We start from the raw sequence: 23,759 nt of genomic DNA, 5'->3' as shown, positions 1-23,759 counted from the left end.
TCCCGTCGCTAAAAAGTAGACCAACTCCCAGAGCGCCGAAGTTGCCCCCTGCGAAAACTCTCGGTGCCTCTCGCGGCGTAACATCATAACCTGGGCTTATGGAACTCGATGATCTTCTTGAGGCACTCAACTCGGGTCGCACCATCACAGGCGACTCTCCCCTGCACGGGGTGATGCACAAGACCAGCCAAGAAGCCCTGCGCATCACGGGCGAGCTCAACGGCTGTTACAACGACCCTGCACGTGTTCGGGAGCTGCTCTCGCGGCTGATCGGCGCACCCGTCGACGATTCCGTGACCGTGTTTCCACCCTTCACATCAGATTTCGGCAAGAACATCCGGCTCGGAAAACGCGTCTTCATCATTTCCGGGTGCCGGTTTCAAGACCAGGGCGGCATCGCGATCGGCAGCAACCTCTGGCTCGGCGCCAACGTCACTGTGCTCCCCGGCGTCACCATCGGCGAGGATGCCGTCGTCGGCGCCGGTTCGATCGTGACAAAGGATGTGCCGGCGCGAACAATCGTCGTCGGATCACCGGCGCGCGTGATCCATTCCGTCGACGGTGAGCGACCGTCAGACTCCTGAGCTTGCCCGTATGCTCATGGCACGACGATGACGGGAACCTCGAGGCTGTACAGCAGATCCCTCGTGACCGAGCCGAGAAACAGCCGCCCGAATGCCGTCTTGTTTCGACGGCCCACAATGACGACGGCTGGCGTTGCTGCGAGAAGCACGTCGACCGGAACGCCCTTCTGCGCACTGTTCGTCAGGGTGATCTCCGGGTGGCGATCGTGCAATGCCGACGCGAAGTCCGCAACGAGCTGCTCGTGCGGTGAGGCAAGCGCGCTCGTGTCCTGCCCTCCGCGCCAGACATGCGGAGGGCGCCAGGCGTGCACGAGCTGCACCTGCGCCTGAGATGGGAGAGCCTCTTCCACCGCGAGTTCGGCCGCTCTCAGCGCCGACTCAGAGTCGTCGACCCCGACGAGAATCCCCTGCCGGTCGTCCTCGACCTCCGTCGGAATCACGGCGACGGGGCCGTGCGACCGCGCCGCCAGAAGCACGGCGAGCGTCCATTCGAACGGCACCGTCATCGCACCTCTGGTGTTGACGCCCACCACCGTGAGCGTCGTCGGATCGGAGACCTCCATGAATCGAGCGATGATTTCGCCCGCCACGACCCGAGCACTCACGGTGAGTGACGGATTCTCGCGACGCACGCGATTCACTCGTTCGTCAAGCTCTGCAGCCGCGTCTCTCCCGGGATGCTCGACCGAATCATCGACAACGCGCAGGAGGGCGATCGGCTGCGGGTGCAACCGCGCCCGTTCGAGCGCCCATTCAAGTGCGGCTTCGCCCGCAGCGTCGGCATTCCAGCCGACGACGACTTTCGAGATTGTCATCTGTTCTCCTGGTTCATTGCGTCTCATCACGGCGGTCCGTTGTGGGCTCGGTCTCTCGGCGTCGTCCGCGCACGATGAGAACGGGGCACTCGGCGTACCGCGAGCACTCAGCGCTGACGGAGCCGAGCAGGAGCCCGCTGAATCCGCCGAGCCCGCGGCTTCCGACGACGAGCATTGAGGCATCCGCGCTCTGCTCGATGAGAGTTCGGGCGGCAGACCCCTCGGTGACGATACTCGAGAACCACTCAGGTGGGTCCCCGTCGAAGACATCCTCACTGGCTGCAGCGGCGGCCCGTGTTGCGTTTTCGAGGGCGAGCCGCCCGGTGTCTTCGTGCATCGACCAGTACTCCGGAACCTCCCAGACGGTGATCGCGACAAGACTCGACTGAAGCGATCTGGCAAGCGTCACCGCCCGGCGGAGCGCTGAGCGCGATGAGCCAGACCCATCAACGCCGACGATGATGCGGCTGCTGTCCCCACCCTGCGCGCCCAGATTCCCCACAGCCTCTGCCTCCTCATTCATGTCTCGACTCCCCCGTGCCCCTCGAGTCAGTCATCGCCCGTGACACGCTCGCCATCGCGCGTGCGCAAAAACTCAATGCCCGTGAGCGTGGAGGGCGTGATCCGCACATACCGGTATGTCGGCGTCGGTATCCAGGTGGTCAACGGGAGCGCGTCGGCCGCGTCGATCTCGCTGCGCAGCTGCAGCTCCCGTGCGTGGCCCTTGACCACAACGCTCCATGCGGAGTCGGAATCGAATCCGTCAACCTCAAATGCGACGGCATCGCGGATGGTGAGCTCGAGCAGCTTCGTTCCCGGCACCGTGCGAATGAGGATGCTCTCGCCGTCGCTGTAGAAGTTGATGGGGAAGATATCGACTTCCCCGCCCGCTGCAAGGGCCAGCCGACCGAGCTCTTCGCTGTCAAGGCGGTTCCAGCATTCCGATTCATCCAGCTGGCGAACGAGTCCATTCGTGTTCATCTTCTGCACTCCTCACGGTTCGCGAGAGCCACCCACTATGAACCTCTAGTCTGGCCTCGCGGGCGGGGAAATGGAATAGCCAGAGCTCTCTGGTGCGCGCACCTCATGAGTTCCACGCTCGGCCGCGCATGCGGCTACCATGTGGGCATGGCAGATTCATCGTTTGACATCGTCAGCAAGGTCGACAAGATGGAGGCGGAGAACGCCGTCAACCAGGCGCGCAAGGAAGTGACGCAGCGCTACGACTTCAAGGGAACCGACCCGTCGGTCGAGTGGGCAGGCGAATCCATCCTTCTCAAGGCAAACACGGAAGAGCGCGTGAAGGCGATTCTCGACGTCGTGCAGACCAAGTTCATCAAGCGCGGCATCTCTCTCAAGAGCCTCGAAGATGGTGAGCCTTACCCGAGCGGCAAGGAGTATCGCATCGAGGTCGGCTTGAAAGACGGCATCGCGAGTGATCAGGCGAAGAAGATCTCGAAGATCATCCGCGACGAGGCTCCCAAGGGCGTGAAGAGCCAGATTCAAGGTGACGAACTGCGCGTGCAGTCAAAGAGCCGCGACGACCTGCAGTCGACGATCGCGTTGCTCAAGGGCAGTGACCTCGACATCGACCTGCAGTTCATCAATATGCGCTAAGCAGCGCTTGCGGAACGGCTGCTCTGAGGCACAGCACGTGCTGAGCCTTGTTTCGGCATCGAAGATCGCCGAATATAGGGGTGAGCACTTTCGCTCACGTACAAGGAGGTACTCGTGTCGAAGATCGTGATTCTCACCGGGGATGCTGCCGAGACCCTTGAGGTCTTCTACCCCTATCACCGCTTGCAGGAGGCCGGTTTCGAGGTGCATATCGCCGCCCCCGAGAAGAAGAAGCTTCAGTTTGTCGTTCACAACTTCATCGACGGATTCGACACCTACACCGAGGGGCCCGGGCATCACTGGCCTGCAGACATTGCCTTCGCCGACGTCAACCCGGACGACTACGTCGCGGCCGTCGTTCCCGGTGGTCGTGCACCGGAGTACGTGCGCAACAACCCCGACGCCAAGCGCATCGTGAGGCACTTCATGGAGAAGGATGCACCGGTTGCGGTCACCTGCCACGGTCCGCTGATTCTCGCGGCAGCGGGAGTGCTGAAGGGCCGCACGACATCGGCGTACCCGGAGCTGGCCGTCGATGTCGAGACGGCTGGCGGCGTCTTCGAAGATGGCGGCGCTGTTGTCGACGGCAACCTCGTGAGTGCCCGGGCCTGGCCCGACAACGGCACATGGATGAAGGCATTCCTTAAGGTGTTGCCCCAGCCGTGATCGCAGGCGGCCGACTGCTCGATCTCGCGGCGACGGGCGCGCACACCACGCGCGTCAGTCGAGCGCGTGCATCACGTGCTTCACCCGGGTGTAGTCCTCGAGCCCGTACATCGATAGGTCTTTGCCGTAGCCCGACATCTTGAAGCCGCCGTGCGGCATCTCGGCGGTGAGCAGAATGTGCGTATTCACCCACACGCACCCGAAGTCGAGGTCGCGCGTCAGCCGCATGGCCCGCGCATGATCCGTCGTCCACACGCTCGCCGCCAGGCCGTAGTCGACATCGTTTGCGAGCGCGACGGCCTCTGCCTCATCGCTGAACTGCTGCACGGTGATCACCGGGCCGAATGTCTCTTGCTGCACACACGCATCGTCTTGCCGCACCCCGGTCACAACCGTCGGCGCGAAGAAGAAGCCACGCTCCCCCACCCGGCGCCCGCCCGTGGCGATAGTCGCGTGCGCGGGAAGATCGTCAAGCACGGCCTGCACCTTCGCGAGGTGGTTCACGTTGTTGAGCGGTCCGTAGAGCGCGTCAGCATCCGTTCCTGTCTTTGTCGCCTCCGCGGCGCGCACCAGCTCGTCGACCATCGCATCGTGCACAGACTCGTGCACGAGCACGCGGGTGACGGCCGTGCAATCCTGGCCTCCGTTGAAGTAGCCCGATTCGGCGAGCGTATCGGCCGTCGACGCGAGATCGACGTCGTCAAACACGACGGCCGGGGCTTTTCCGCCCAGCTCGAGGTGCGACCGGTGCAAGCGCTTTGCCGCTGATGCCGCAACCTCATGACCGGCACGCACGGATCCCGTGATCGACACAAGGCCCGGTACCGGATGCTCCGCCATGAGGCTCCCCGTCGAGGCGTCGCCCAGCAGAACGTTCAGCACGCCGTCTGGCAGCACCCCCCTGCTCGCCTCGGCGAGAACGAGCGTCGACTCCGGAGTGGTGTCGCTCGGCTTGAGCACCGTCGTGTTTCCCGCCGCGATCGCCGGCGCAATCTTCCAGACGGCCATCATGAACGGGTAGTTCCACGGCGTCACCTGCGCGACGACACCGATCGGCTCGCGCCTCACATACGAGGTGTGGCCCTCGAAGTACTCGCCTGCGGCTGCGCCCTCAAGCACGCGTGCTGCCCCGGCAAAGTAGCGAATCTGGTCGCAGCCGGTGATCACCTCTTCGATCTTCACCGTCTCTTTCGGCTGGCCCGTATTGCGGTGCTGTGCCTCGACGATGTCGTCGGCTCGAGCCTCCAGCGCATCGGCGAAGGCCAGCAATGCCGCCTGTCGTTCACCGGGTGTCGTGCGCCCCCAGGTGGCTGCCGCCCGCCGCGCCGCCTCGAACGCGGCGTCGACGTCTACCTCATTCGACACGGGAGAGACCGCAACGCGCTCTTCGGTGACGGGGCTCACCAGGTCGATCGTCGCGGTTCCCGCCGCATCGACGAAACGACCGTCGACGAAATTCTGTAGTGGTGCCTCGTTCGGCAGCACGTTCGGCATGTTTTCGCTCCTTTGCGCTGGTGATGAGCCAAGGGGAGCGAAGCGTGTGGCCGCGCTCCCCACGCCGTCAGGCCGGCATCATCGTGTACTTGGTGTTGAGGTATTCGTGGATGCCCTCGAGCCCGCCTTCTCGGCCGAGGCCCGACTGCTTGACGCCGCCGAACGGCGCTGCCGCGTTGGAGATGACGCCAGCATTGAGCCCGACCATGCCCGACTCGAGGCGGTCGATCAAGCGGTGCCCTCGAGCGAGATCCTGCGTGAACGCGTAGGCGATCAGCCCGTACTCAACGCCGTTTGCCATGGCGACCGCTTCGTCTTCGGTCGAGAACGGCGCGATCGCGAGAACCGGACCGAAGATCTCCTCCGCCAAGATCTCCGCGCCGCTCGGCACTCCCGAGATCACCGTCGGCTCGTAGAAGCTTCCCTCACCCTCGACGCGCGAGCCGCCGTGCAGCAGCGAGGCGCCGTGCCCGACGGCATCCTGAACGAGCCTGTCTGCCTTATCGACGGCTCCGTCATTGATGAGCGGGCCGATCGTGATGCCCTCTTCTGTGCCGCGACCGATCTGCATCGCCTTCACCCTCTCGGTGACGCGACGAGCAAATTCGTCTGCAACAGACTCGTGCACGATGAAGCGGTTCGCCGCAGTGCAGGCCTGGCCGATGTTGCGGAACTTCGCGGCAATCGCACCGTCAACCGCCTTATCGAGGTCGGCGTCGTCGAAGACGATGAATGGGGCATTGCCGCCGAGCTCCATCGACGTGCGCAGAACGTTCGTCGCCGACTTGGCGATGAGATCCTGTCCCACGGGAGTCGAGCCGGTGAAGCTGAGCTTGCGCAGGCGGTGGTCGGCGATGATCGCGTCTGAGACGTCGCCCGTGCGCTTTGTCGTGACGACATTGACCACCCCCTTCGGCAGCCCGGCATCCTCAAGCAGCTTGGCGAAGTACAGCGTCGTCAGCGGCGTGAGTGATGCCGGCTTGACGACGACAGTGCATCCCGCGGCGAGCGCAGGCGCGATCTTGCGGGTCGCCATGGCGAGCGGAAAGTTCCAGGGGGTGATGAGAAAGCAGGGGCCAACCGGATGCTGCGACACGATCGTGCGCCCCGTGCCCTCGGGGTTGAGGCCGTAACGCCCCGTGATGCGCACCGCCTCTTCGCTGAACCAGCGCAGAAACTCTCCGCCATAGGTGACTTCGCCGTTCGACTCGGCGAGCGGCTTGCCCATTTCGAGAGTCATCAGCAGCGCAAACTCGTCTCGGCGCTCCTGCATCAGGTCGAACGCATCTCGCAGAATGTTCGAGCGCGTACGTGCTGACGTGGCGGCCCAGTCGTCTTGGGCAGCGACGGCGGCATCAAGAGCCGCCGTGCCCTCGGCCACTGTCGCGTTCGCGATCTCGACGAGCGCTGTGCCTGTTGACGGGTCGTTGACGGCGAACGTCGAGTCGGATTCTCGCCATTCACCTCCGATGAACAGTCCGGTCGGAACCTTTGCGAGCAGATCTTCTTCTGAAATCATGAGACATCTCCTTACAGTGCGATTGTCGCGCGCGAGCCTGTGTCGGCGCGCAGAGTCTGGGGGTCAGCTGCCGGCCTCGGAAGCCGCATCGCGCAATGCCGTGGCGACAATGTCGATGCCCTCGACGAGCAGCTCGAGCGGGATCGTCAGCGGAGGCAGAAAACGGATCACGTTTCCAAAGGTTCCGCAGGTCAGCACGATCACACCCTGGGTATGGGCGGATCCTGCGACACGGGCCGCCAGCGCGGCATCCGGTTCGCCCGTTGACGGCTTCACGAGCTCAATGGCGATCATGGCGCCCCGCCCGCGCACGTCGCCGATTCTGGGATCCGACTCGGCGATCTCGCCGAACCGGCGCGTGATGGTCTCGCCGATGCGCTCGGCAGCCTCGCAGAGTCCGTCGTTCTCGAATGCATCGATTGCGGCGAGCGCGGCCGCGCACGCGACGGGGTTGCCGCCGTACGTTCCGCCGAGTCCGCCTCCCTGAACAGCATCCATGATCTCCGCGCGGCCGGTGACCGCTGAGAGCGGCATGCCGCCGGCAATCCCCTTGGCCGTCGTCACGAGATCGGGGACGATTCCCTCATGCTCGCTCGCGAACATGCGGCCGGTGCGGGCGAAACCTGTCTGCACCTCGTCCGCAATGAACACAACGCCGTTCTCGCGCGCCCACCCGGCAAGCGTGGTGAGAAATCCCTCGGCTGGCACGATGAAGCCGCCCTCACCGAGCACGGGTTCGATGATGATCGCGGCGACCTGATCGGCCCCGACCTGCGCTTCGATCCGGCTGATGGCTGCGCGGGCAGCATCCACTCCGCTCAGGCCCCCGTCACGCAGAGGGTATGACACGGGCGCACGATACACCTCGGACGCAAATGGGCCGAAGCCTTTCTTGTAAGGCATGGACTTGGCCGTCAGAGCCATCGTGAGGTTCGTTCGCCCGTGATACGCATGGTCGAAGGCGACGACGGCCTGCCGTCCCGTGTGAACGCGAGCGATCTTGATGGCGTTCTCCACGGCCTCTGCGCCTGAATTGAACAGTGCGCTGCGCTTCGCGTGTTCGCCAGGGGTCAACCGGTTCAGCGCCTCGGAGACGGCAACATAACCCTCATACGGGGTCACCATGAAGCAGGTGTGGGTGGCGCTTGCCGCCTGATCGGCGATGGCCTTCGCGACCCCGGGGTGCGCGTTGCCCACTCCGGTGACGGCGATGCCCGACCCGAGGTCGATGAGCGAGTTTCCGTCGACGTCGACGACGACTCCGCCACCCGCGGCGGCGGCGAACACCGGCATCGTCGTTCCCACACCCGTGGCGACTGCCTGCTGCTTGCGCTGCATGAGCCCGGCAGAGCGGGGCCCGGGGATGCCGGTGACGAGCCTGCGCTCCTGCGGCAGCGTCGGCCCGCCCGGTGTGAACGTGGGCTCTGCAAGGGTCATGGCGTGCTCCGCATCGAGGTCGAGGGTCTCTCTCATGCTACGAACTCTGAGCATCGTGCGAGTGTGCCGTTGTGGAGCGTGAGAGCCGATAAACAATACATAATGGCAAGATCATGACAATCACCGTTCGCCGACTGCTGTCGCGCACCGACCTCGGTCTCCACCTGATTTCCCGCCTGCCCGATCTCACGGGCTCAGAGACGCATCCGCTCGACAGAGCCATCACGTGGGTCGCGGGAACCGATCTCGACGATCCAACGCCGTTTCTCGCCGAGGGAAACGTCGTGCTCACAACCGGTCGACAGTTTGGCGAAGCGGCTGCCGACACCTACGACGCCTATGTCACGCGGCTCGCCACTTTCGGCATCCGCGCCATCGGGTTTGCCACGGGGGTGATCCGCGATGTTCCGACTGAGCTTCTCGCCGCGTGCGAGCGCGAGGGACTGCCGCTGTTCGATGTGCCGTACCGCACGCCGTTCATCGCCATCACCCGGTACGTCGCCGATCTCGTCACCGCCGAAGCGCACGGGCGAAGCGTGTGGGCAGCAGATGCCCAGCGCACGATCTCTGGCGCGGCGCTGCGCGACGACGGGCTGCGCTCGAGCATCGTCGAACTCTCTCGTCAGCTCAACCGTGCAGTCACACTGTTTGACGCTCGAGGAGACGCGCTTCACACGGCTGCCGACCCGCTCGACGTGCACGCCGAGGTGCGCACGCTCCTCACGCGCAGTATTCCTGCCGCCATGTCTACAGACGACGGCGTCGTGCTGCAGACCATCGGGCGCGGCGGCGAGCTGCGCGGCGTTCTGGCCGTCGAAGGACCTCTCGATCACCCGGCACAGAGCGTTGTCTCGGGTGTCGTCGCGCTCGCGATGATGGCTCTCGAGCGGCGCCGCACCCTCGCCGAGGCGTCCCTGTCACTGCGCACCGGCGCGTTGGAGTGCCTGCGCGCCGGCAACGTCGACCTGGCGAGGCGACTCGCGGGTGACAGCGTCCCCCGGGGAACAATCTCGATTGGAGTTCTCGCTCAGCCTCGGGGCACCCAGGCACGTCTGGATGCCCCGCGCGACGCTGTGCTCTCTGACCCGGCGCTTGACGGTGTATTCACAGCCATGGATGGTTCACGCATCGTGGTGCTCGCCCCAGAGAAAACATGGGCTGTCGCGCTCAGCGATCGCCACGGCCTCGCCATCGGGCTGTCGGCACCCGCGACCGTCGACGAGGCGCAGGGGGCCCTGACGCAGGCCGACCTTGCGCTCTCCCGCGCATCGCGCGCCGGCGGCGTCGTCCATTTCAACGAGGTGACGGATGCCGGATTCGCCGCTGTTCTCAACACGGACGCGGCGCGGGCGCTCGCCCAGGCGATGCTGCGCCCCATCGTGGAACACGATGATGCTCACCACACAACTCTCATCGACGCGCTGAGGGCGTGGCTCGAGCTCAATGGTTCCTGGGATCCCGCGGCGGCACGCCTCGGCATTCACCGCCACACGCTGCGCAAGCATATTCAGAAAGTGGGCGAGCTCACCGGGCGTGATCTCACGTCCGCACAGACGCGAGCCGACCTCACGCTTGCCCTGAACGCAGTGCCGTCCGTTCGCTGACCGAGCCTTTCACCGATCACGTGCCGCCCTTCCTCGTGCACCGGCACGTGATGTTATAAGACACTCATTGGTATCGTAAACACGAAATGCGCGTTATATTAGATACCAGCTAGTTTCTAATAGAAGGAGCGTCATGACCACCACACCCATGCCCACCGGCACCGCACAACATCTCCCCCGCGCGGCTGTCCGCACACTCGCAGCCCTCATCGTTGGTGGTGCCGCCGCCATTCTCGACACGACGATCGTCACGATCGCACTCGACAAGCTGAGCACAGACCTGCATTCGACGCCGACAACGATCCAGTGGGTCGTGACCGCGTACCTTCTCGCACTCGTCGCAGCCATACCCCTCAGCGGCTGGGCTCAGAGCACGTTCGGCGGCAAGCGCGCGTGGATGGCGACGCTCACGATCTTCGTGATCTTCTCGGCTGCCAGCGCGTTCGCCTGGAGCGACACCAGCCTCATTGTCTTTCGTGCGCTGCAGGGCTTCGGCGCAGGCTTGATCTTCCCGCTCATGCAGACTCTCGCTGTGCAGGCAATCGGCAAGGCGAGCACAAAAGTGATGGCGACGACAATCGCCGCCATCAGTGTGCCTCTCGCGCTCGGCCCCATTGTCGGCCCGGTACTGGGCGGCATTCTGTTGAGCTCGGCAGGCTGGCGTTCGCTCTTTCTCATCAACGTGCCTCTCGTCGCCGTCGGGCTCGTGATGGCATGGCGGCTGATCGCGCCCGACGCACCGCGCGCCGCGCACCGCACACGAGTGGATCTCACGGGGCTCGCCCTTCTGATTCCTTCCCTCGTCGGCATCGTGCTCGGACTCTCGAACGTCGCGTCTGACGGCGGGTTCTGGCACACAGACGTCCTTGTGCCGCTGATACTCGGGGTCGCCCTCATTATGGCGTTCGTCGTCTGGGCGCTCCGTCGCGGCAGCCGTGCCGCCGTCGACATCTCCCTCTTGAGGCTGCGATCGCTTGCCACCTCATCGGGCACCCTGTTTACCGCGGGTGCCACGATGTTCTCCGGCATGTTTCTGCTCCCGCTTTACTGGCAGCAGGTGCGCGGCGACAGCGTCCTGACCGCTGCGCTCGTGCTCGTTCCCCAAGGCGTCGGTGCGCTGCTCGCGCGCCTCGTGGCGAGCAAGCTTGCCGCCCAGTTCGGAGCACGAGCGCTCACGATCGGCGCCTTTCTGGTCACAGCACTGGCCACGGTTCCCTTCGCTGTCGCCGACGCCGACACGGACGGATGGTGGCTGGGCGGCGCCCTGTTTGTCCGCGGCCTCGGAGTCGGTGCGGTGATCATGGCACCCATGATGGTCGCGTACGCCGATGTGGAACACAACGAGATGCCGCACGCGACAATGCTCACCCGCATCACGCAGCAGATCGGAGCATCCTTCGGCGTCGCCGTCGTTGCCGTTGTGCTGCAGAACTCTGTCGCCACAGACGTGACGGCGGGGTTCCAGACGGCGTTCTGGTGGCTGATCGGCATCACCGTGCTCGCCCTCGTTCCCGCGATCGCCTTTCGCCGTGAGAGCCTTGACAAAGACGATTCGGTGACGAGGGGCTAGGCGAATGGACGCTGCCAAGACGCGCAGACGCGGGGCAAAACTCAAAGATGCCCTGCTGACAGCGGCATGGGAGCAGCTCGTCGCCGATGGCTACGGGCGGTTCACCTTCGACACCGTCGCCGAGCGCGCCCGCACGAGCAAGCCCGTGCTCTACCGGCGGTGGGGAAACCGCGAGGAGCTGCTGCGTGCGACGGTCAGGCACCGCGGCGCGTCGTTGCCTCCCGCGGTTCCCGACACCGGAAACGTTCGCGATGACCTCGTTGAAGCCCTGCGCTCCGCGGCCGGACCCGAGAATTCCGTTGCCGCCATGCTCACCGCACTCGCGTCGAGCCACTTCGACGACGTCGGGCTGACGCCGGGTGAGCTGCGCGCCGAGATGCTCGGCTCGCGCACCTCATCGGTCAGCGCGATCCTCGAGCGCGCGGTCGCGAGGGGCGAGGTGGATGCCTGCGCGCTGACGCCGCGCATCGTCGATCTGCCGTTCACGCTCTTCCGCCATGAGTATGTGATGACGTTCGCCCCGCCGACAGACGCCGCGATCGTTGAGTTCATCGACGAAATCGTGATGCCGCTCATCACACAGCGGAGCTGACGCCCCGCGGGGCTCCGGTGAGCACGTGCTGCCCGCGCAGCACGAGCAACGCCAGGAGGGCGAGGAGAACACCCTTCAGCACGGCTGCCCCAGCATCCATGAGTAGGTGTCACCGTAAGCGCCCGTACCCGGTGAGCCAACGCCGAAGTTCGGAGCGCACGCGTTCCCGCACGGGAGCCGCCGACAGGGTGACGTCATGCATCGCTCCTTCGATGCGAACCAGCGTGACGTTTCGCCCCAGTCGCGGCACGCGCTGCGCGACTTCGTCGACATTGAGCACGATGTCCGATGATCGCATCTCCTCCGACCAGGTTCGCGAGATCGTCGATCTGTCAGACAGCATCACCAGCACGGGGATGTCGATGTCGAGGCCCGTCGCCACTTTGCGCTGCGCTGTGAAGACGGCGGCGAGCCATGCGGTGTGGGTGGCGAATCCTCTCTCGGGCCGCCATCGCGGATCGATCTGCCATTCCCCCTCGAACTGGTCTGAGATCGTCCGCGTGTAGAAACCAAAGTCTACGTGCGGAAGGGAGCGAAGCGGAGTGATTCGCGCTCCGATCTCGAGAAGCGGCGTCAACGCCTCGCGGCCGATTCCGCCGATCTGAAATTCGAGCCACGGACTGTTGAGCACGAGCGCGTGCGCTCGACCGGGATGGCGGTGCACCCACAGGCTCATCGTGAGCCCGCCCGTTGAGTGCGCCATGATGAACAGTCGTCGTTTCGAGCGCTGCCCCACGCCGTGGCCCATCGCGGTGAGCGCGGCCTCGATGTCTTCGTCGTATGTGTCGAGGTCGCTGATGTACCCCGGCGTCTCGTGCTCGCGAAGACTCCGCCCATATTTTCTCAGGTCGACGGCGTGAAACCGCGCTCCCGTTTCCTCCCAGGCCTCGGCAACGTGACGTTGAAAGAAGTAGTCGACCCAGCCGTGAACGTAAAGCACATCAACGTCAGAGAGCGGTTTGACGGATGCCGCGAGGCGCTGCAGTGCCGAGCGACGCGTGCGCACCAGCGTTGCGACAACCTCGCCCTGCGGGTCGGGCGTGAGCGGCAGGGTGGCGCACTCGAAGCGCTCTCCGAGGATGTCCGGCTCCCACGTCACCATGGTCACAGCGTATCGAAACCGGTGCACTCGATCGCATCAGGCCGACGCTGTCGTGACGCGCCCCTCATGGGGGGGCACCTATTTTTCTTAAAGGTGAGTATTATTCATGTTCTAGGGGTCATGGTCGTGGTTCGCTTTCCCCTCATGTGTGCGGCCACGACCATGGCTTCTTGATCACCGCATGATCGCACGGCCAACTGACGCTCGCAGAAACTCACGTCGAGCGGCGTGCACATGCTCCGACTCAGCCGGCGTTGCCGCATAGACGTTGCTCACGGGCGACCATGCCATCGACATCGCAATGACCAGAGCCATCACGTCGAATACGTCGACGTCGTCGACGATCACCCCCGATGCTTGGGCAGCTGCGATCGCGGCAAGCTTCTCGTCGTCGACGCGTCGGGAGTCAGCAGCGAGGTGACCCTCGGGCCGTCGTTCGAGACGCGCCCAGGTCGCCAGGCGAATGAGCTCTGGACGTTCGAGGTACTCGTCGTACAGCCGCACCGCCCAGTCTGCGAGGTCATCTGCGGCGATGGGCACCACGTCGAGCATGTGCTGCATCGACGCGTCGAAGACCACGTCGAACAGCGCGTCCTTGCTGCCGAAGTAGGCATACAGCTGCGCCTTGTTCGTGCGCGCGGATGCCGCGATGCGATCCACACGCGCGCCGGCGATGCCGCGAGCGGCGAACTCCGCGGTCGCGGCATCCAGAATTCGCTGTCGCGTCGCGAGCCCTCGTGCCGTCAGCGTCGCCTCTACCATGCCCCAATGGTACCAACCAGTCAGTTTGCACTCTCTGGATCCGACGCTTACGTTAACAACTAACCAGTTTGTTTATGAAGAAGGATGCGTGATGCGAACAACCACAGCGTACGGAACCCGCGGCTCGATGACTCTGGTCGCCGGGCCGATCGAGAGGCGAGAGCTGCGCCCCCGTGACGTGGCCGTCGACGTCAGCCACTGCGGCGTGTGCCACAGTGATCTGCACGCCGTGCACGCGCACGCGAGCTCTCGAGCCGATGACCTCCTGGTACCGGGCCACGAGTTCGTCGGAACGGTGACGCAGATCGGGGCGCTCGTCGCCGAGTTCCGCGTCGGCGATGCCGTCGCCGTCGGCAACATCGTCGATTCGTGCGGATCCTGCGACATGTGCCGAGCCGGGCAGGAGAATTTCTGCCGCGAGTTTCCCACCACGACGTATGGTGGCCGCGATCGCGTCGATGGAACGACGACACTCGGCGGCTTCGCGCGAGAATACGTCGTCGATGAGAACTTCGTGTACCGGAGGCCCACGAACCTCGACCCTGCGGCCGTCGCTCCGCTCATGTGCGCGGGCGTCACGGTGTGGGAGCCGCTGCGGAGCCACGGCGTCGGCCCGGGATCGGTGGTCGGCGTCGCAGGGCTCGGCGGGCTGGGCCACCTCGCCGTCAAGCTGGCTCGAGCGCTCGGAGCATCCGTCACCGTCTTCACGACATCGCAGCAGAAGGCAGACGACGCGCGAGCACTCGGTGCCACCGACGTCATCATCTCAACGGATCGTCATGCCATGGCGGCGGCACGAGGCCGCTTCGATCTGATCATCGACACGATCTCTGCGCCGCACGCCGTTGAGCCGTACCTCGACACGATCGGTCTCGACGGAACGCTGAGCGTTGTTGGGTACCTCGGCGAGATCTCCGTCACCGCGCTTGCTCTGCTCATCGGGCGAAAAAGCCTCAGCTCAGCAGGCAGCGGAGGCCGCATCTCCACCCAGGAGCTGTTGGATTTCTGCGGCGAGCACGACATTTCGGCCGACGTCGAGGTGCTGCCGTCTGGTCAGATCAACACTGCTCTCGAACGGCTCGCCCGAAATGACGTGCGCTATCGCTTCGTCGTCGATCTCTCAGATTTGAAGAACGCGTGATCGCGACGAAAGCGCACTCGAACTGTGCGCTATTCGCCGCGTGAGACTCGGAGCATCTCGTCGCGGGGAACAACCTTGATGCGGGCGCGCTCGTGCGGCTCGCCCAACGCGATCTCATGGGAATCCAGATTGTGCCAGCCGTCGAGATCCGTGAATTCAACGCCGCGCTCGGTGAGCAGATCGACGATCGCCTGCTCCTCCGGCTGCTCAGGAGTCCACCAGCTGCCCTGATCGTTGATGATGTGAGACACGGTCTCCATCGCATCCGACTTGGTGTGGCCGATCAGACCGACGGGGCCACGCTTGATCCAGCCCGTCGCGTAGACGCCGTGCACCTGCTCGTTTGTCTTGCGATCCATGACGCGGCCCTCGTGATTGGGAACGATGCCGAGCTTCTTATCGAAGGGGATGCCGTCAAGTGGAGAGCCGAAGTAGCCGATCGCCCGGTACAGCTGGCCGATCTTCACTTCGCGAATCTCACCCGTTCCTTCAACTCCGCCCTCGCCATCGGGGCGCGTGCGCTCGTACCGGAATGAGGCAACATTCCCCTGACCGTCGTCGAGCACCTCGAGCGGCTTCGCGTAGAAGTGCAAGTGAAGGCGACGCGATGCCGTGCCGGTCTCGCGCTCACGCCACTTCGTCATGATGCGGTCGATCACCATCACCTGCTTGTTGCTGGAGATCGCCTTCTTCGAGCCTTCGTCGTAATCGAAGTCTTCGTCGTACAGCACCATGTCGACGTCGTTCAGCTCGCCCAGCTCACGCAGCTCAAGCGGGGTGAACTTCACCTGCGCGGGGCCGCGGCGCCCGAAGACGTGCACGTCGGTGACCCGAGAGGACGTGAGCCCCTCGTACACGTTGTCGGGAATCTCGGTCGGCAGCATGTCGTCTGCGTGCTTCGCGAGAACGCGCGCCACATCGAGGGCGACGTTGCCGTTGCCGACGACAGCGACGGACGTCTGGTCGAGAGGCCACTCGCGTGGCACGTCGGGATGCCCGTCGTACCAGTTCACGAAGTCCGCTGCCCCGTAGGAGCCCTCAAGCTCGACTCCCGGAACCTCGAGGCTGTGGTCGCGAATCGCTCCCGTTGCGAAGATGACAGCGTTGTAGTGCTTCTTGAGGTCGTCGAGCGTGACGTCTTCTCCGTAGCGCACGTTGCCGAAAATGCGAATGTCGCCGCGATCGAGCACGTCGCGCAGAGCGTTGATGATTCCCTTGATGCGCGGGTGGTCTGGCGCGACGCCGTAGCGCACGAGCCCGTAGGGCGCGGGGAGCTGCTCGAAAAGATCGATCGATACCTCGAATTTGCGTTCGGCCTTCAAGAGAATGTCCGACGCGTAGATGCCTGCCGGGCCGGCGCCGACAACGGCGAGTCTCAGCTTTGTCACATGATTCCTTCGGTTGGGCACGCTGCGGGTGACGCGGGTGCTTATTTGTCTCTGTCGGCCAACTTGCGGCCAAATCTGTTGAGGGCGTCTCGCACGGGCCCCTCGGGCAGACCGTCGAGAGCGGCGATCGCCTCGGCTGCCCACTTCTTTGCTTCGCCGCGGGTGCGCTCCGTCACCGGGTGTGCGTACAGCTCCGCCACGGCTTTGGTGAACGACTCGGATGCCGCGGTGTCGAGGTCGCCCGACTCCGCATCGATCCGTCGCACGAGGTCCGCATCTGCCGAATCCGTCTGCGCGCTCTGGCGCAGGTAGATCATGGGCAGGGTTGCGACGCCCTGGCGCAGGTCTGTTCCGGGCACCTTACCCGTCTGCTCCGGCTGCGGAGAAAGGTCGATCACGTCATCGACGAGTTGAAAGGCCACGCCGATCTTCTCTCCGTATTCACGCAGCGGGCCCTGCAGCTCGTCAGGGGCATTGGCGAAAATCGCACCGGCGCGCGCCGCTGTCGAGATGAGAGATCCGGTCTTGTCAGCAAGCACCTGGATGTAGTGCTTCTCTTCGTCTTCGCCGTTCTCGGGGCCGACCGTCTCGTGCAGCTGCCCGAGAACGAGGCGCTCAAAGGTGTCGGCCTGCAGGCGGATTGCCTTCTCGCCGAGATTCGCCATCAGCTGGCTCGCACGAGCGAACAGCAGGTCTCCCGTGAGAATCGCCACCGAGTTTCCCCACACCGTGTGGGCGCTCGGCACACCGCGGCGACGGTCTGCGTGGTCCATGACGTCGTCGTGGTACAGCGACGCGAGGTGAGTGATCTCAATCGCCTTCGCGGCATCATAGACATTCTGCGTGTTGCCGTCGCCGAGCTGCGCCGCCAGCAGAATGAGCATGGGGCGCACCCGTTTGCCGCCGGCCTCGAGAAGGTAGCGGCCGGACGCATCCGCGACTGAATCGGTGAATTCGAGGTCGCCGATCAGCTGACGCTCGATCTCGATGAGTCCGTCGTCGATCTCGCCGATGACACGGCGCATCGCCGGGCTCATCATCATGCGCTCGGTTAGGCCCAGCTGCTGCGACAGTCGCGTGTCGCGAGGGGTCGTGCTCACATCCACCCCACTACCCTATCCGTCCTCGGGCGCCGCGGTCGCGATACCGGATGCCGCTACCCACCGGGCTTGAACGCGCGGTGCATCGCCGCGATTCCCGCGGTGAGGTTGCGATGCTCGACATGTGCCCACCCGGCCTCGCGCAGCCATCGCGCCAGCCCCTTCTGGTCTGGCCACGCGCGGATCGACTCATTGAGGTAGGTGTATGCCTCGGAGTTGGAACTGACGACGCGCACGATGAGGGGCATGATCCTGGCGATGTAGAGGTTGTAGGCGCTGCGCACGAGCGCCGTGGGAGGCGTGGAGAATTCGCACACGACAAGGCGTCCGCCCGGCTTCGTCACCCGCAGCATTTCAGCGAGCGCCTTCTTCGGGTCGACGACGTTGCGCAGGCCGAACGAGATGGTGACTGCGTCGAATTCGTCGTCGGCGAAAGGAAGATTCGTCGCGTCTGCCTCGACGAAGTCGACGTTGGGCAGGTGGCCGAAGCGGCGTTTGCCCTCGGCGATCATTCCCGCGGAGAAATCGGCGGCGACGACGGTGGCCCCGGTCGCTGCGAGAGCGGCGCTCGATGTTCCTGTGCCTGCCGCGAGATCGAGCACGCGGTCCCCCGGAAGCGGATCGACGGCACGGCGCAGTGCGACCCGCCAGAGCCTGTCGTTTCCCGCCGAGAGCACGTCATTCGTGAGGTCGTAGCGTTCAGCGACCTCATCGAACATCGCCGACACCTGCTCGGGCTGCTTTTCGAGATCTGCGCTCTTGCTCATTTCTCCAGTTTAGGTGGGCATTGCTGAACGATTCCCACAGCAAGCGCGGCGTAGGCTTGGTTCGTGACCAACCCCGACACGCCGCGGCTTGTCGTCGACACCACCCCCGTCGGCGATGTGTCCCTCCTCATCCCCCACACGTCCGAATCCGATCCCCTCGTCTGGCTCCGCAAGGGCACGGGCATCGTCGGAATCGGCGAAGCCCTCCGCCTCGAATTCACGGGCGAGACCCGCATGACCGATGCTGCCGCCGCGTGGCGGCGCCTCGCGGCATCCGCCCGGGTCTCAGACCGCGTTGGCGTTCCGGGGACCGGCCTCGTCGCCTTCGGAGCATTCGCTTTCTCGTCGCTGTCCACGACGACAAGCGTGCTCATCGTTCCGCAGACGATCATCGGCCGTCGAAGCGGGCGCCACTGGGTCACTCACATTCGCCGCGAGGGTGACGAGCTCGACACCGGGCGGGGTGGAATGACGGATGCTTCCGAAGCAGCAGCTGCCGAGGCGACACCCATCGGCGAGCCCTTCGCCGTCGACTTTCTCGAGGGCCAGGAGTCTTCTGAGTCTTACAAGCTGCATGTTGCCGAGGGCGTGCGCCGCATTCGCGAGGGCGAGCTCGAGAAGGTTGTTCTCGCTCGCGATCTCGTGGGTTCGGTTCCCGCGGGCAGCGACGTGCGGCGCTTCGCCACCGACTTGGCGCAGGGCTACCCGGACTGCTGGACGTACGTCGTTGACGGGCTGATCGGGTCGAGCCCTGAGACGCTCGTGAGTGTGACGCAGGGCGGCGTGACCGCGCGGGTGCTCGCGGGCACGACAGCGCGCGGCGATGGTCCCGAAGCCGATGAGCAGGCAAGCGTTGCTCTCGCGACATCGCAGAAAGACAACGACGAGCACGAATTCGCGGTGCAGAGCGTCGTTCGCTCCCTCGAGACGCACACCTCGCATCTCGCCGCGACCGAGGTTCCCTTCACCCTCAAGCTGCCGAACCTGTGGCACCTCGCCACCGACATCGAGGGCGTGCTGAGCGACGGCGCATCGTCGCTCGACCTGATTGCGGCGCTGCATCCGACAGCGGCCGTCGCCGGAGCCCCAACGCCCGATGCGGTCGCAATGATCGACGACCTCGAACCATTCGACCGCGGGCGCTACGCGGGGCCGGTTGGGTGGGTCGGCGCCGACGGCGACGGCGAGTGGGCGATCGCGCTGCGGTGTGCGCAGCTCGACGGCGACACCATCACCGCGTACGCGGGCTGCGGCGTTGTGGGCGAATCGGTGCCAGAGAACGAGCTCATGGAGACGCGCATCAAATTCCGTCCGGTGATTGACGCCCTCGAGGGCTGACGATTCGGCGCTGGCGCATCAGCGTTCGAGCGGAACCTCGATGATCACCGGGGACTCACGGGCAGTCGTGAGCGCCTTGTCGAGGTCGGAGCGATGTGTCGCACGCACGTGCTCCCAGCCGTAGGCCTTCGCCAGTGCGGCCACGTCGACGCCGTGCGGTGTGTACTGCACTCGATCGAAGACGTCGCGCTGCGCGGCATGCGCAACCTCGAGCCCGTCGAAGATCGTTCCGCCGCCGTCGTTGCCCACAATCACCTGCATGCGTGGCCACGCCTCGCCGTGCCCGCCCAGCAGCGAGCCGATATCGTGCAGCAGAGCGAGGTCTCCAACGAGCACCCGTGTGATCCCGGGCATCCCGTCTCGCTGCTGTGCGCTCGCGATGCCGTGGGCCGTGGCGACTGTGCCGTCGATGCCCGCGAGCCCGCGGTTTGCGTGCACCGGAATCTTCTTGCCCGAGACAAACGCATCGGCGACGCGAATGAGGCGGGATGCCGCCAGCACGAGGCGGTCGTGCGGCCACGTCGCACGCCAGAGCTCCTCCACCAGCATCCGCCGGTCGACGGGAGCGCGCACAGCGGCGAACTCTGCCCGAGCGAAGCGAGCGCGCGCGGCCGGGTCGTGCGAGTGGCCGTCGTCGAGCGAGGGCGCCGAGTCGCGGTCGGCCGCGGCGACGAGCTGGCGCGACGCGACGACCCACGAGCCGAGCCAGTCGCGATCGGCATCGCCGTCGGCAACGGATGCTGTCGCGACGACGCGTGCTCGGCGGCCAGGGTTGTACGTCTCGATGCCGGTGGGCGCGACGACGATCACATCGACGTCATCGCGGAGCAGAAGCGCCGGAACCTCGCGACTGAGGGTCGGATGCCCGAACACGACGGCGCGCTCCACGCGACCGCCGAGCTGCGGATCGTTCAGCAACTCGCGGTAGGGAGCAGCAAGGTTGCGGCCGAAACGTGCGCCGCTCGTGACCTCGGCGATGAGCGGCCACGACCCCGCATGAGCGAGCTCTTCGGCATCCGCCCCTGCCGCGTGCCCCGCGATCACGACGGTGCGCGGGCCGCGCTCGAGCACGGCGCTCGGGCGCTTCAGCCGGGCAACGACGTGCGGCCGGGCTGTGCTGCCCGCTCGTGTGCCACTTTCTGCTGCTTCGACGCTCACAGAGTCGCCAAAAGTGGCACGCGTTTGGGCGGCGTCTGACAGCTCGGCGGCGGTCAGCGCCGATGACAGAGGCTCGCGGAAGGCGATGTTCAGATGCACGGGGCCCGGCCCGGCGATGCCGCGGCCGTTCGCCGACCGCATCGCTTCGCCCGCAAGCGTCTCGGCGCTCGCTGCCTCACCCGCAGCACCCGTCGGCGCTGCGACATCACGCTCGAACCGGACGGCGCCCCCGAAGATGCCCGGCTGCACTGTCGTCTGATTGCTGCGAATGCCTCGCAGCTCCGCGGGCCGGTCGGCGCTGAGCACAAGCAGCGGCACGCCCGAGTGATGTGCCTCGAGCACGGCGGGGTGCAGGTGGGCGACGGCGGACCCGCTCGTCGTTACGACGGCTGCTGCACGCCCCGTCTCGACACCGAGCCCGAGAGCGAAGAACGCGGCAGAGCGCTCGTCGATGCGCACGTGAACACGCAGCATCCCCGCGTCGTCGAGCGCCGCAGCCGCGAGCGCGAGCGCCTGCGACCGCGAGCCGGGGCAGATGACGATATCGGTGAGGCCGCGAGCTGCGAGGCCGAGCAGCAGCGCCGTCGCATACGCGGTAGCCGGCGCGGCGTCGGCGAAATGGATGCCGTCGGCGTCAGCGTCGAGTCTGCGCGACGACCCGGCGGTCGACGATGACTCGTCAGGCATCCGTGTTGTTCGACCCAGTTCCGTGGCCGTGGTCTGTGGGGTGACCGTCATCGTTTGGCAGATCCTTGTCTACCGCGTCTTTGTCGCGCTTGCGCTTCTCTGCCTCAGCAGCATCCTGCCGCTTCTTCTTTTCGTCGCGCGGACGAATGATCTCTTCTTCGGCGTCGAGAGCGGCGAGCTCTTCTTCAAGCTGACGAATGCGGTCGTCTTGCACGCTGTCTGTATGCAGCTCACCGATGAACGAGGGGTCGTCATCAGGCGCCACATCGCGCGCCAGTTCGGCGCCGCCGCGACCGATGAAGTACCACAGCAGCAGGCCGATCACCGGAAGCACAAGGATCACGACGATCCACACCGGCTTCGACAGTCCCCTGACGCGCCGATTGTCGATGATGGCGCAATCAACGACCGAGTAGATCGTGATCGCCACGATCACCGGAATCAAGATGAAGAGCAGGCGTGCCATGCACCAATGGTATCTGCCCAGACGGTTAATGCACTGGGCATGACGGCATCCAGCGCTCAGACAGCCGACACAACCTAGAATTCTCTTGTGAAACGCATTCCCCCTGCCGTCATCTACACGATTCTTCGCCTTCTGACGTTCTTCGTCCCTTTGGCGATTCTGCTGCTGCTCGGCTTCAACGAGTGGTTCTCTGCGATCGTTGCGGCACTCATCGGTTTTGCGATCTCACTGATCTTCCTTCGACGCCCGCGCGAGCAGGTTGCCGTGGCGATTCACAACAAGCGCACGGGCGCGGATGCCGGGCCGCACGAGACGCCGACGGACGAAGAGGCCGAAGATGAGGTCATCGAGCACAGCGAGCACCCGCAGCATCCCGAGCCCGATGCGGCGCAGAACGCGGAACACAGCGATCACGTTGACGGCGACGCCACATCGCGCTGACTCCAGCATCCGCACCTCGCTAGCATTGAGCGATGAACGTCGCGCCTCTCACTGACCAGCAGATTCCGGATGCCGTTGCACTCTGGACCGAGGCCGGTCTGACCCGCCCGTGGAACGACGCCCACGCCGACTGCCGGCGCGCACTGCGTGGGCCCGACTCGACGGTGCTTGCCATCGCCGACGACGCCGGGGTCGTCGCGACGGCCATGGTCGGGCACGACGGCCACCGCGGATGGGTGTATTCGCTCGCCGTTACCGAACGGTGTCGCGGACGCGGGCTCGGCGCACGGCTCATGTCCGCGTGCGAGGAGTGGGTTCGCGACCACGGCATTCCCAAAATCCAGCTCATGGTGCGCAGTGAGAACAGCGACGTTCGCTCGTTCTATGACCGTCTCGGCTACGAACGCTCAGACGTCGTTGTGCTCGGCAAACGCCTCGACTGACCCGGAGGGCGCGCACATCGCGACCCCCCGGTGCGTCTAGAACGAGTAGCCGAGAAAGAACGCGATGCCGTAGAGAAGCTGCGTGATTCCCACGAGCTTGAGAGCGAGCACCAGCTCCTTCGGCGTGCGTGCCGTGATGACGATGAGGCATGCGGGGAGTGCGGCGAGCAGCGCGGCTCCGGCGTACCACAGCCCCGGGTAGAACAACGCAACGAGGGCAGCAATCGCAAACGGCGCGAGCATCAGCACGACGAAGAGAATGCGAGACGCGAGTCCGCCGATCAGCACCGAGAGCGTGTGCTTACGGGCAAGTTTGTCTGACTCGCGGTCGCGCAGGTTGTTGACGAGAATCGCCGACATCGAGATGAGGCCGACGCCCACGGCGCCGTACCAGGCCTCTTGGTTGAGCTGCCCCACCTGCACCCACATGGTGCCGAGCGTTGCGACGAGCCCGAAGAAGATGAAGACGACGATCTCGCCGAGCGCGTAGTACCCGTAAGGGCGCTTGCCTCCCGTGTAGAACCACGCCGCCAGAATGCACGCTGCGCCGACGGCGATCAGCCACCACTGCCCCGTGGCGACGGTGATGAGCACACCAGCCACGGCAGCGATCCCGAAGAACACGAGGGCGGCCGTGAGAACGCTCTTGGGGCGTGCCTTGCCCGAGCCCACGAGACGGCCGGGGCCGACGCGACGCCGATCGGTCCCCCGGATGCCGTCGGAGTAGTCGTTCGCGAAGTTGACGCCGATCTGCAGGGCGACCGCGACGGCGAGGCAGAGCAGCGCCCGCACCCAGTGGAACTCGTCGGGGGCACCTGCGATGCGCGCAGCGCCCGTTCCCACAAGCACCGGCGCGATCGACATCGGCAGCGTTGGAATGCGGGCGGCGCGAATCCAATCACCCGCCGTCGCCGGCTTGATGTGCTGCAGCGGCCGTGCCGCCGGGTTGCCGCTCTTGCCCCCGCCTTTTCGGGCGACGGGGATCGTCGTACCCTGACGTGTCTTCGACGTGCTCTTGCGCTGTGCTGCCACGAATGACCTCCTGCTCCGCGGCAACTTTACTAAAGA

Annotated in this window: 24 protein-coding genes; 10 read left to right on the top strand and 14 right to left on the bottom strand. The window is 65.2% G+C overall.

Going from position 1 to position 23,759, the window contains the following annotated elements; all coding sequences use genetic code 11:
- Positions 1–98: 98 nt before the first annotated feature.
- Positions 99–584 (top strand): DapH/DapD/GlmU-related protein, encoded by a 486-nt coding sequence (locus HCR84_RS02195; RefSeq protein WP_166982523.1) that lies wholly within the window; start codon positions 99–101, stop codon positions 582–584.
- A 14-nt stretch (positions 585–598) separates the two neighbouring features.
- Here HCR84_RS02195 and HCR84_RS02190 read toward each other — a convergent pair whose 3' ends face one another.
- From HCR84_RS02190 to HCR84_RS02180, 3 genes are read right to left on the bottom strand one after another with little or no spacing between them, the layout of a single operon-like run.
- Positions 599–1,399, bottom strand: coding sequence for a universal stress protein (locus tag HCR84_RS02190; protein ID WP_166982524.1), 801 nt, complete (start codon positions 1,397–1,399; stop codon positions 599–601).
- A 13-nt stretch (positions 1,400–1,412) separates the two neighbouring features.
- Positions 1,413–1,922, bottom strand: coding sequence for a universal stress protein (locus HCR84_RS02185; RefSeq protein WP_166982526.1), 510 nt, complete (start codon positions 1,920–1,922; stop codon positions 1,413–1,415).
- A gap of 26 nt (positions 1,923–1,948) precedes the next feature.
- Positions 1,949–2,380: a pyridoxamine 5'-phosphate oxidase family protein gene (locus HCR84_RS02180; protein ID WP_166982528.1), complete on the bottom strand. Its 432-nt coding sequence runs from the start codon at positions 2,378–2,380 to the stop codon at positions 1,949–1,951.
- A 147-nt stretch (positions 2,381–2,527) separates the two neighbouring features.
- Here HCR84_RS02180 and HCR84_RS02175 point away from each other — a divergent pair, with 147 nt between their 5' ends.
- On the top strand, positions 2,528–3,016 hold the full coding sequence (locus HCR84_RS02175) for a YajQ family cyclic di-GMP-binding protein (RefSeq protein WP_166982530.1): 489 nt from the start codon (positions 2,528–2,530) through the stop codon (positions 3,014–3,016).
- A gap of 114 nt (positions 3,017–3,130) precedes the next feature.
- On the top strand, positions 3,131–3,682 hold the full coding sequence (locus HCR84_RS02170) for a DJ-1/PfpI family protein (protein ID WP_166982532.1): 552 nt from the start codon (positions 3,131–3,133) through the stop codon (positions 3,680–3,682).
- 54 nt (positions 3,683–3,736) lie between these two features.
- On the opposite strand, the gene HCR84_RS02165 is transcribed toward HCR84_RS02170, so the two are convergent.
- The 3 genes from HCR84_RS02165 to gabT all read right to left on the bottom strand — a co-directional run bounded on the left by HCR84_RS02165 (position 3,737) and on the right by gabT (position 8,132).
- The gene (locus HCR84_RS02165; protein WP_166982534.1) at positions 3,737–5,176 is read right to left on the bottom strand and encodes an aminobutyraldehyde dehydrogenase; all 1,440 of its coding nucleotides are present in this window, start codon (positions 5,174–5,176) and stop codon (positions 3,737–3,739) included.
- Between the two features lie 67 nt (positions 5,177–5,243).
- Positions 5,244–6,695 (bottom strand): NAD-dependent succinate-semialdehyde dehydrogenase, encoded by a 1,452-nt coding sequence (locus HCR84_RS02160; RefSeq protein ID WP_166982536.1) that lies wholly within the window; start codon positions 6,693–6,695, stop codon positions 5,244–5,246.
- Between the two features lie 63 nt (positions 6,696–6,758).
- Positions 6,759–8,132 carry a 4-aminobutyrate--2-oxoglutarate transaminase gene (gene gabT / locus HCR84_RS02155; protein ID WP_166983233.1) on the bottom strand — a complete coding sequence of 458 codons (1,374 nt, stop codon included), beginning with the start codon at positions 8,130–8,132 and terminating at the stop codon, positions 6,759–6,761.
- 113 nt (positions 8,133–8,245) lie between these two features.
- Here gabT and HCR84_RS02150 point away from each other — a divergent pair, with 113 nt between their 5' ends.
- From HCR84_RS02150 to HCR84_RS02140, 3 genes are all read left to right on the top strand, one after another.
- Positions 8,246–9,736: a PucR family transcriptional regulator gene (locus HCR84_RS02150; protein WP_166982538.1), complete on the top strand. Its 1,491-nt coding sequence runs from the start codon at positions 8,246–8,248 to the stop codon at positions 9,734–9,736.
- Positions 9,737–9,869: 133 nt separating this feature from the next.
- Positions 9,870–11,306: a DHA2 family efflux MFS transporter permease subunit gene (locus HCR84_RS02145; protein ID WP_244972551.1), complete on the top strand. Its 1,437-nt coding sequence runs from the start codon at positions 9,870–9,872 to the stop codon at positions 11,304–11,306.
- A gap of 4 nt (positions 11,307–11,310) precedes the next feature.
- On the top strand, positions 11,311–11,898 hold the full coding sequence (locus tag HCR84_RS02140) for a TetR/AcrR family transcriptional regulator (RefSeq protein WP_166982540.1): 588 nt from the start codon (positions 11,311–11,313) through the stop codon (positions 11,896–11,898).
- Positions 11,899–12,007: 109 nt separating this feature from the next.
- Here the strand turns inward: HCR84_RS02140 and HCR84_RS02135 are convergent, their stop codons facing one another.
- Positions 12,008–13,000: an alpha/beta hydrolase gene (locus HCR84_RS02135; protein WP_166982542.1), complete on the bottom strand. Its 993-nt coding sequence runs from the start codon at positions 12,998–13,000 to the stop codon at positions 12,008–12,010.
- Between the two features lie 174 nt (positions 13,001–13,174).
- Positions 13,175–13,762: a TetR/AcrR family transcriptional regulator gene (locus HCR84_RS02130; protein WP_166982544.1), complete on the bottom strand. Its 588-nt coding sequence runs from the start codon at positions 13,760–13,762 to the stop codon at positions 13,175–13,177.
- 91 nt (positions 13,763–13,853) lie between these two features.
- On the opposite strand from HCR84_RS02130, the gene HCR84_RS02125 reads away from it, so the two are divergent.
- Complete coding sequence (locus HCR84_RS02125; protein ID WP_166982546.1) at positions 13,854–14,903, top strand: NAD(P)-dependent alcohol dehydrogenase; 1,050 nt, start codon at positions 13,854–13,856, stop codon at positions 14,901–14,903.
- A 29-nt stretch (positions 14,904–14,932) separates the two neighbouring features.
- Here HCR84_RS02125 and HCR84_RS02120 read toward each other — a convergent pair whose 3' ends face one another.
- The 3 genes from HCR84_RS02120 to HCR84_RS02110 all read right to left on the bottom strand — a co-directional run bounded on the left by HCR84_RS02120 (position 14,933) and on the right by HCR84_RS02110 (position 18,158).
- Positions 14,933–16,291, bottom strand: a complete 1,359-nt coding sequence (locus HCR84_RS02120) for an FAD-dependent oxidoreductase (protein ID WP_166982548.1) — start codon at positions 16,289–16,291, stop codon at positions 14,933–14,935.
- Positions 16,292–16,332: 41 nt separating this feature from the next.
- The gene (locus HCR84_RS02115) at positions 16,333–17,334 is read right to left on the bottom strand and encodes a polyprenyl synthetase family protein (protein WP_166983235.1); all 1,002 of its coding nucleotides are present in this window, start codon (positions 17,332–17,334) and stop codon (positions 16,333–16,335) included.
- A gap of 113 nt (positions 17,335–17,447) precedes the next feature.
- Entirely contained in the window at positions 17,448–18,158 is a 711-nt protein-coding gene (locus HCR84_RS02110) for a demethylmenaquinone methyltransferase (protein WP_166982550.1), read from the bottom strand.
- Between the two features lie 63 nt (positions 18,159–18,221).
- Here HCR84_RS02110 and HCR84_RS02105 point away from each other — a divergent pair, with 63 nt between their 5' ends.
- A complete protein-coding gene (locus tag HCR84_RS02105) occupies positions 18,222–19,496 on the top strand; it encodes an isochorismate synthase (RefSeq protein ID WP_166982552.1) in 1,275 nt (424 codons plus the stop codon).
- Between the two features lie 18 nt (positions 19,497–19,514).
- Here the strand turns inward: HCR84_RS02105 and menD are convergent, their stop codons facing one another.
- Both menD and HCR84_RS02095 read right to left on the bottom strand, forming a co-directional pair.
- Complete coding sequence (menD, locus tag HCR84_RS02100; protein ID WP_244972550.1) at positions 19,515–21,392, bottom strand: 2-succinyl-5-enolpyruvyl-6-hydroxy-3-cyclohexene-1-carboxylic-acid synthase; 1,878 nt, start codon at positions 21,390–21,392, stop codon at positions 19,515–19,517.
- On the bottom strand, positions 21,334–21,807 hold the full coding sequence (locus tag HCR84_RS02095) for a PLD nuclease N-terminal domain-containing protein (RefSeq protein ID WP_166982554.1): 474 nt from the start codon (positions 21,805–21,807) through the stop codon (positions 21,334–21,336). The genes menD and HCR84_RS02095 overlap by 59 nt, the downstream gene beginning before the upstream one ends.
- An 87-nt stretch (positions 21,808–21,894) precedes the next feature.
- Between HCR84_RS02095 and HCR84_RS02090 the strand changes: the two genes are divergently transcribed.
- Together HCR84_RS02090 and HCR84_RS02085 are read left to right on the top strand one after the other, a co-directional pair.
- Positions 21,895–22,248 (top strand): DUF4229 domain-containing protein, encoded by a 354-nt coding sequence (locus tag HCR84_RS02090; protein WP_166982556.1) that lies wholly within the window; start codon positions 21,895–21,897, stop codon positions 22,246–22,248.
- A 32-nt stretch (positions 22,249–22,280) separates the two neighbouring features.
- The gene (locus tag HCR84_RS02085) at positions 22,281–22,691 is read left to right on the top strand and encodes a GNAT family acetyltransferase (protein ID WP_166982558.1); all 411 of its coding nucleotides are present in this window, start codon (positions 22,281–22,283) and stop codon (positions 22,689–22,691) included.
- Between the two features lie 36 nt (positions 22,692–22,727).
- Here the strand turns inward: HCR84_RS02085 and HCR84_RS02080 are convergent, their stop codons facing one another.
- Positions 22,728–23,723 (bottom strand): 1,4-dihydroxy-2-naphthoate polyprenyltransferase, encoded by a 996-nt coding sequence (locus HCR84_RS02080; protein WP_235940903.1) that lies wholly within the window; start codon positions 23,721–23,723, stop codon positions 22,728–22,730.
- Positions 23,724–23,759 lie beyond the last annotated feature (36 nt).

Source organism: Paramicrobacterium fandaimingii (genome assembly GCF_011751745.2).
In the GTDB taxonomy this organism is placed as follows: Bacteria; Actinomycetota; Actinomycetes; order Actinomycetales; family Microbacteriaceae; genus Paramicrobacterium; species Paramicrobacterium fandaimingii.
Note: the sequence above shows the minus strand (reverse complement) of the source record. Positions and strands in the feature narration are given on the sequence as shown.

Bases quoted from the DNA above. Each gene is read 5' to 3' on its own strand.
- HCR84_RS02195 (WP_166982523.1), top strand. From the start codon at position 99: ATGGAACTCGATGATCTTCTTGAGGCACTCAACTCGGGTCGCACCATC.
- HCR84_RS02190 (WP_166982524.1), bottom strand. From the start codon at position 1,399: ATGACAATCTCGAAAGTCGTCGTCGGCTGGAATGCCGACGCTGCGGGC.
- HCR84_RS02185 (WP_166982526.1), bottom strand. From the start codon at position 1,922: ATGAATGAGGAGGCAGAGGCTGTGGGGAATCTGGGCGCGCAGGGTGGG.
- HCR84_RS02180 (WP_166982528.1), bottom strand. From the start codon at position 2,380: ATGAACACGAATGGACTCGTTCGCCAGCTGGATGAATCGGAATGCTGG.
- HCR84_RS02175 (WP_166982530.1), top strand. From the start codon at position 2,528: ATGGCAGATTCATCGTTTGACATCGTCAGCAAGGTCGACAAGATGGAG.
- HCR84_RS02165 (WP_166982534.1), bottom strand. From the start codon at position 5,176: ATGCCGAACGTGCTGCCGAACGAGGCACCACTACAGAATTTCGTCGAC.
- HCR84_RS02160 (WP_166982536.1), bottom strand. From the start codon at position 6,695: ATGATTTCAGAAGAAGATCTGCTCGCAAAGGTTCCGACCGGACTGTTC.
- gabT (WP_166983233.1), bottom strand. From the start codon at position 8,132: ATGACCCTTGCAGAGCCCACGTTCACACCGGGCGGGCCGACGCTGCCG.
- HCR84_RS02150 (WP_166982538.1), top strand. From the start codon at position 8,246: ATGACAATCACCGTTCGCCGACTGCTGTCGCGCACCGACCTCGGTCTC.
- HCR84_RS02145 (WP_244972551.1), top strand. From the start codon at position 9,870: ATGACCACCACACCCATGCCCACCGGCACCGCACAACATCTCCCCCGC.
- HCR84_RS02140 (WP_166982540.1), top strand. From the start codon at position 11,311: ATGGACGCTGCCAAGACGCGCAGACGCGGGGCAAAACTCAAAGATGCC.
- HCR84_RS02135 (WP_166982542.1), bottom strand. From the start codon at position 13,000: ATGGTGACGTGGGAGCCGGACATCCTCGGAGAGCGCTTCGAGTGCGCC.
- HCR84_RS02130 (WP_166982544.1), bottom strand. From the start codon at position 13,762: ATGGTAGAGGCGACGCTGACGGCACGAGGGCTCGCGACGCGACAGCGA.
- HCR84_RS02125 (WP_166982546.1), top strand. From the start codon at position 13,854: ATGCGAACAACCACAGCGTACGGAACCCGCGGCTCGATGACTCTGGTC.
- HCR84_RS02115 (WP_166983235.1), bottom strand. From the start codon at position 17,334: ATGATGATGAGCCCGGCGATGCGCCGTGTCATCGGCGAGATCGACGAC.
- HCR84_RS02110 (WP_166982550.1), bottom strand. From the start codon at position 18,158: ATGAGCAAGAGCGCAGATCTCGAAAAGCAGCCCGAGCAGGTGTCGGCG.
- menD (WP_244972550.1), bottom strand. From the start codon at position 21,392: ATGACGGTCACCCCACAGACCACGGCCACGGAACTGGGTCGAACAACA.
- HCR84_RS02095 (WP_166982554.1), bottom strand. From the start codon at position 21,807: ATGGCACGCCTGCTCTTCATCTTGATTCCGGTGATCGTGGCGATCACG.
- HCR84_RS02085 (WP_166982558.1), top strand. From the start codon at position 22,281: ATGAACGTCGCGCCTCTCACTGACCAGCAGATTCCGGATGCCGTTGCA.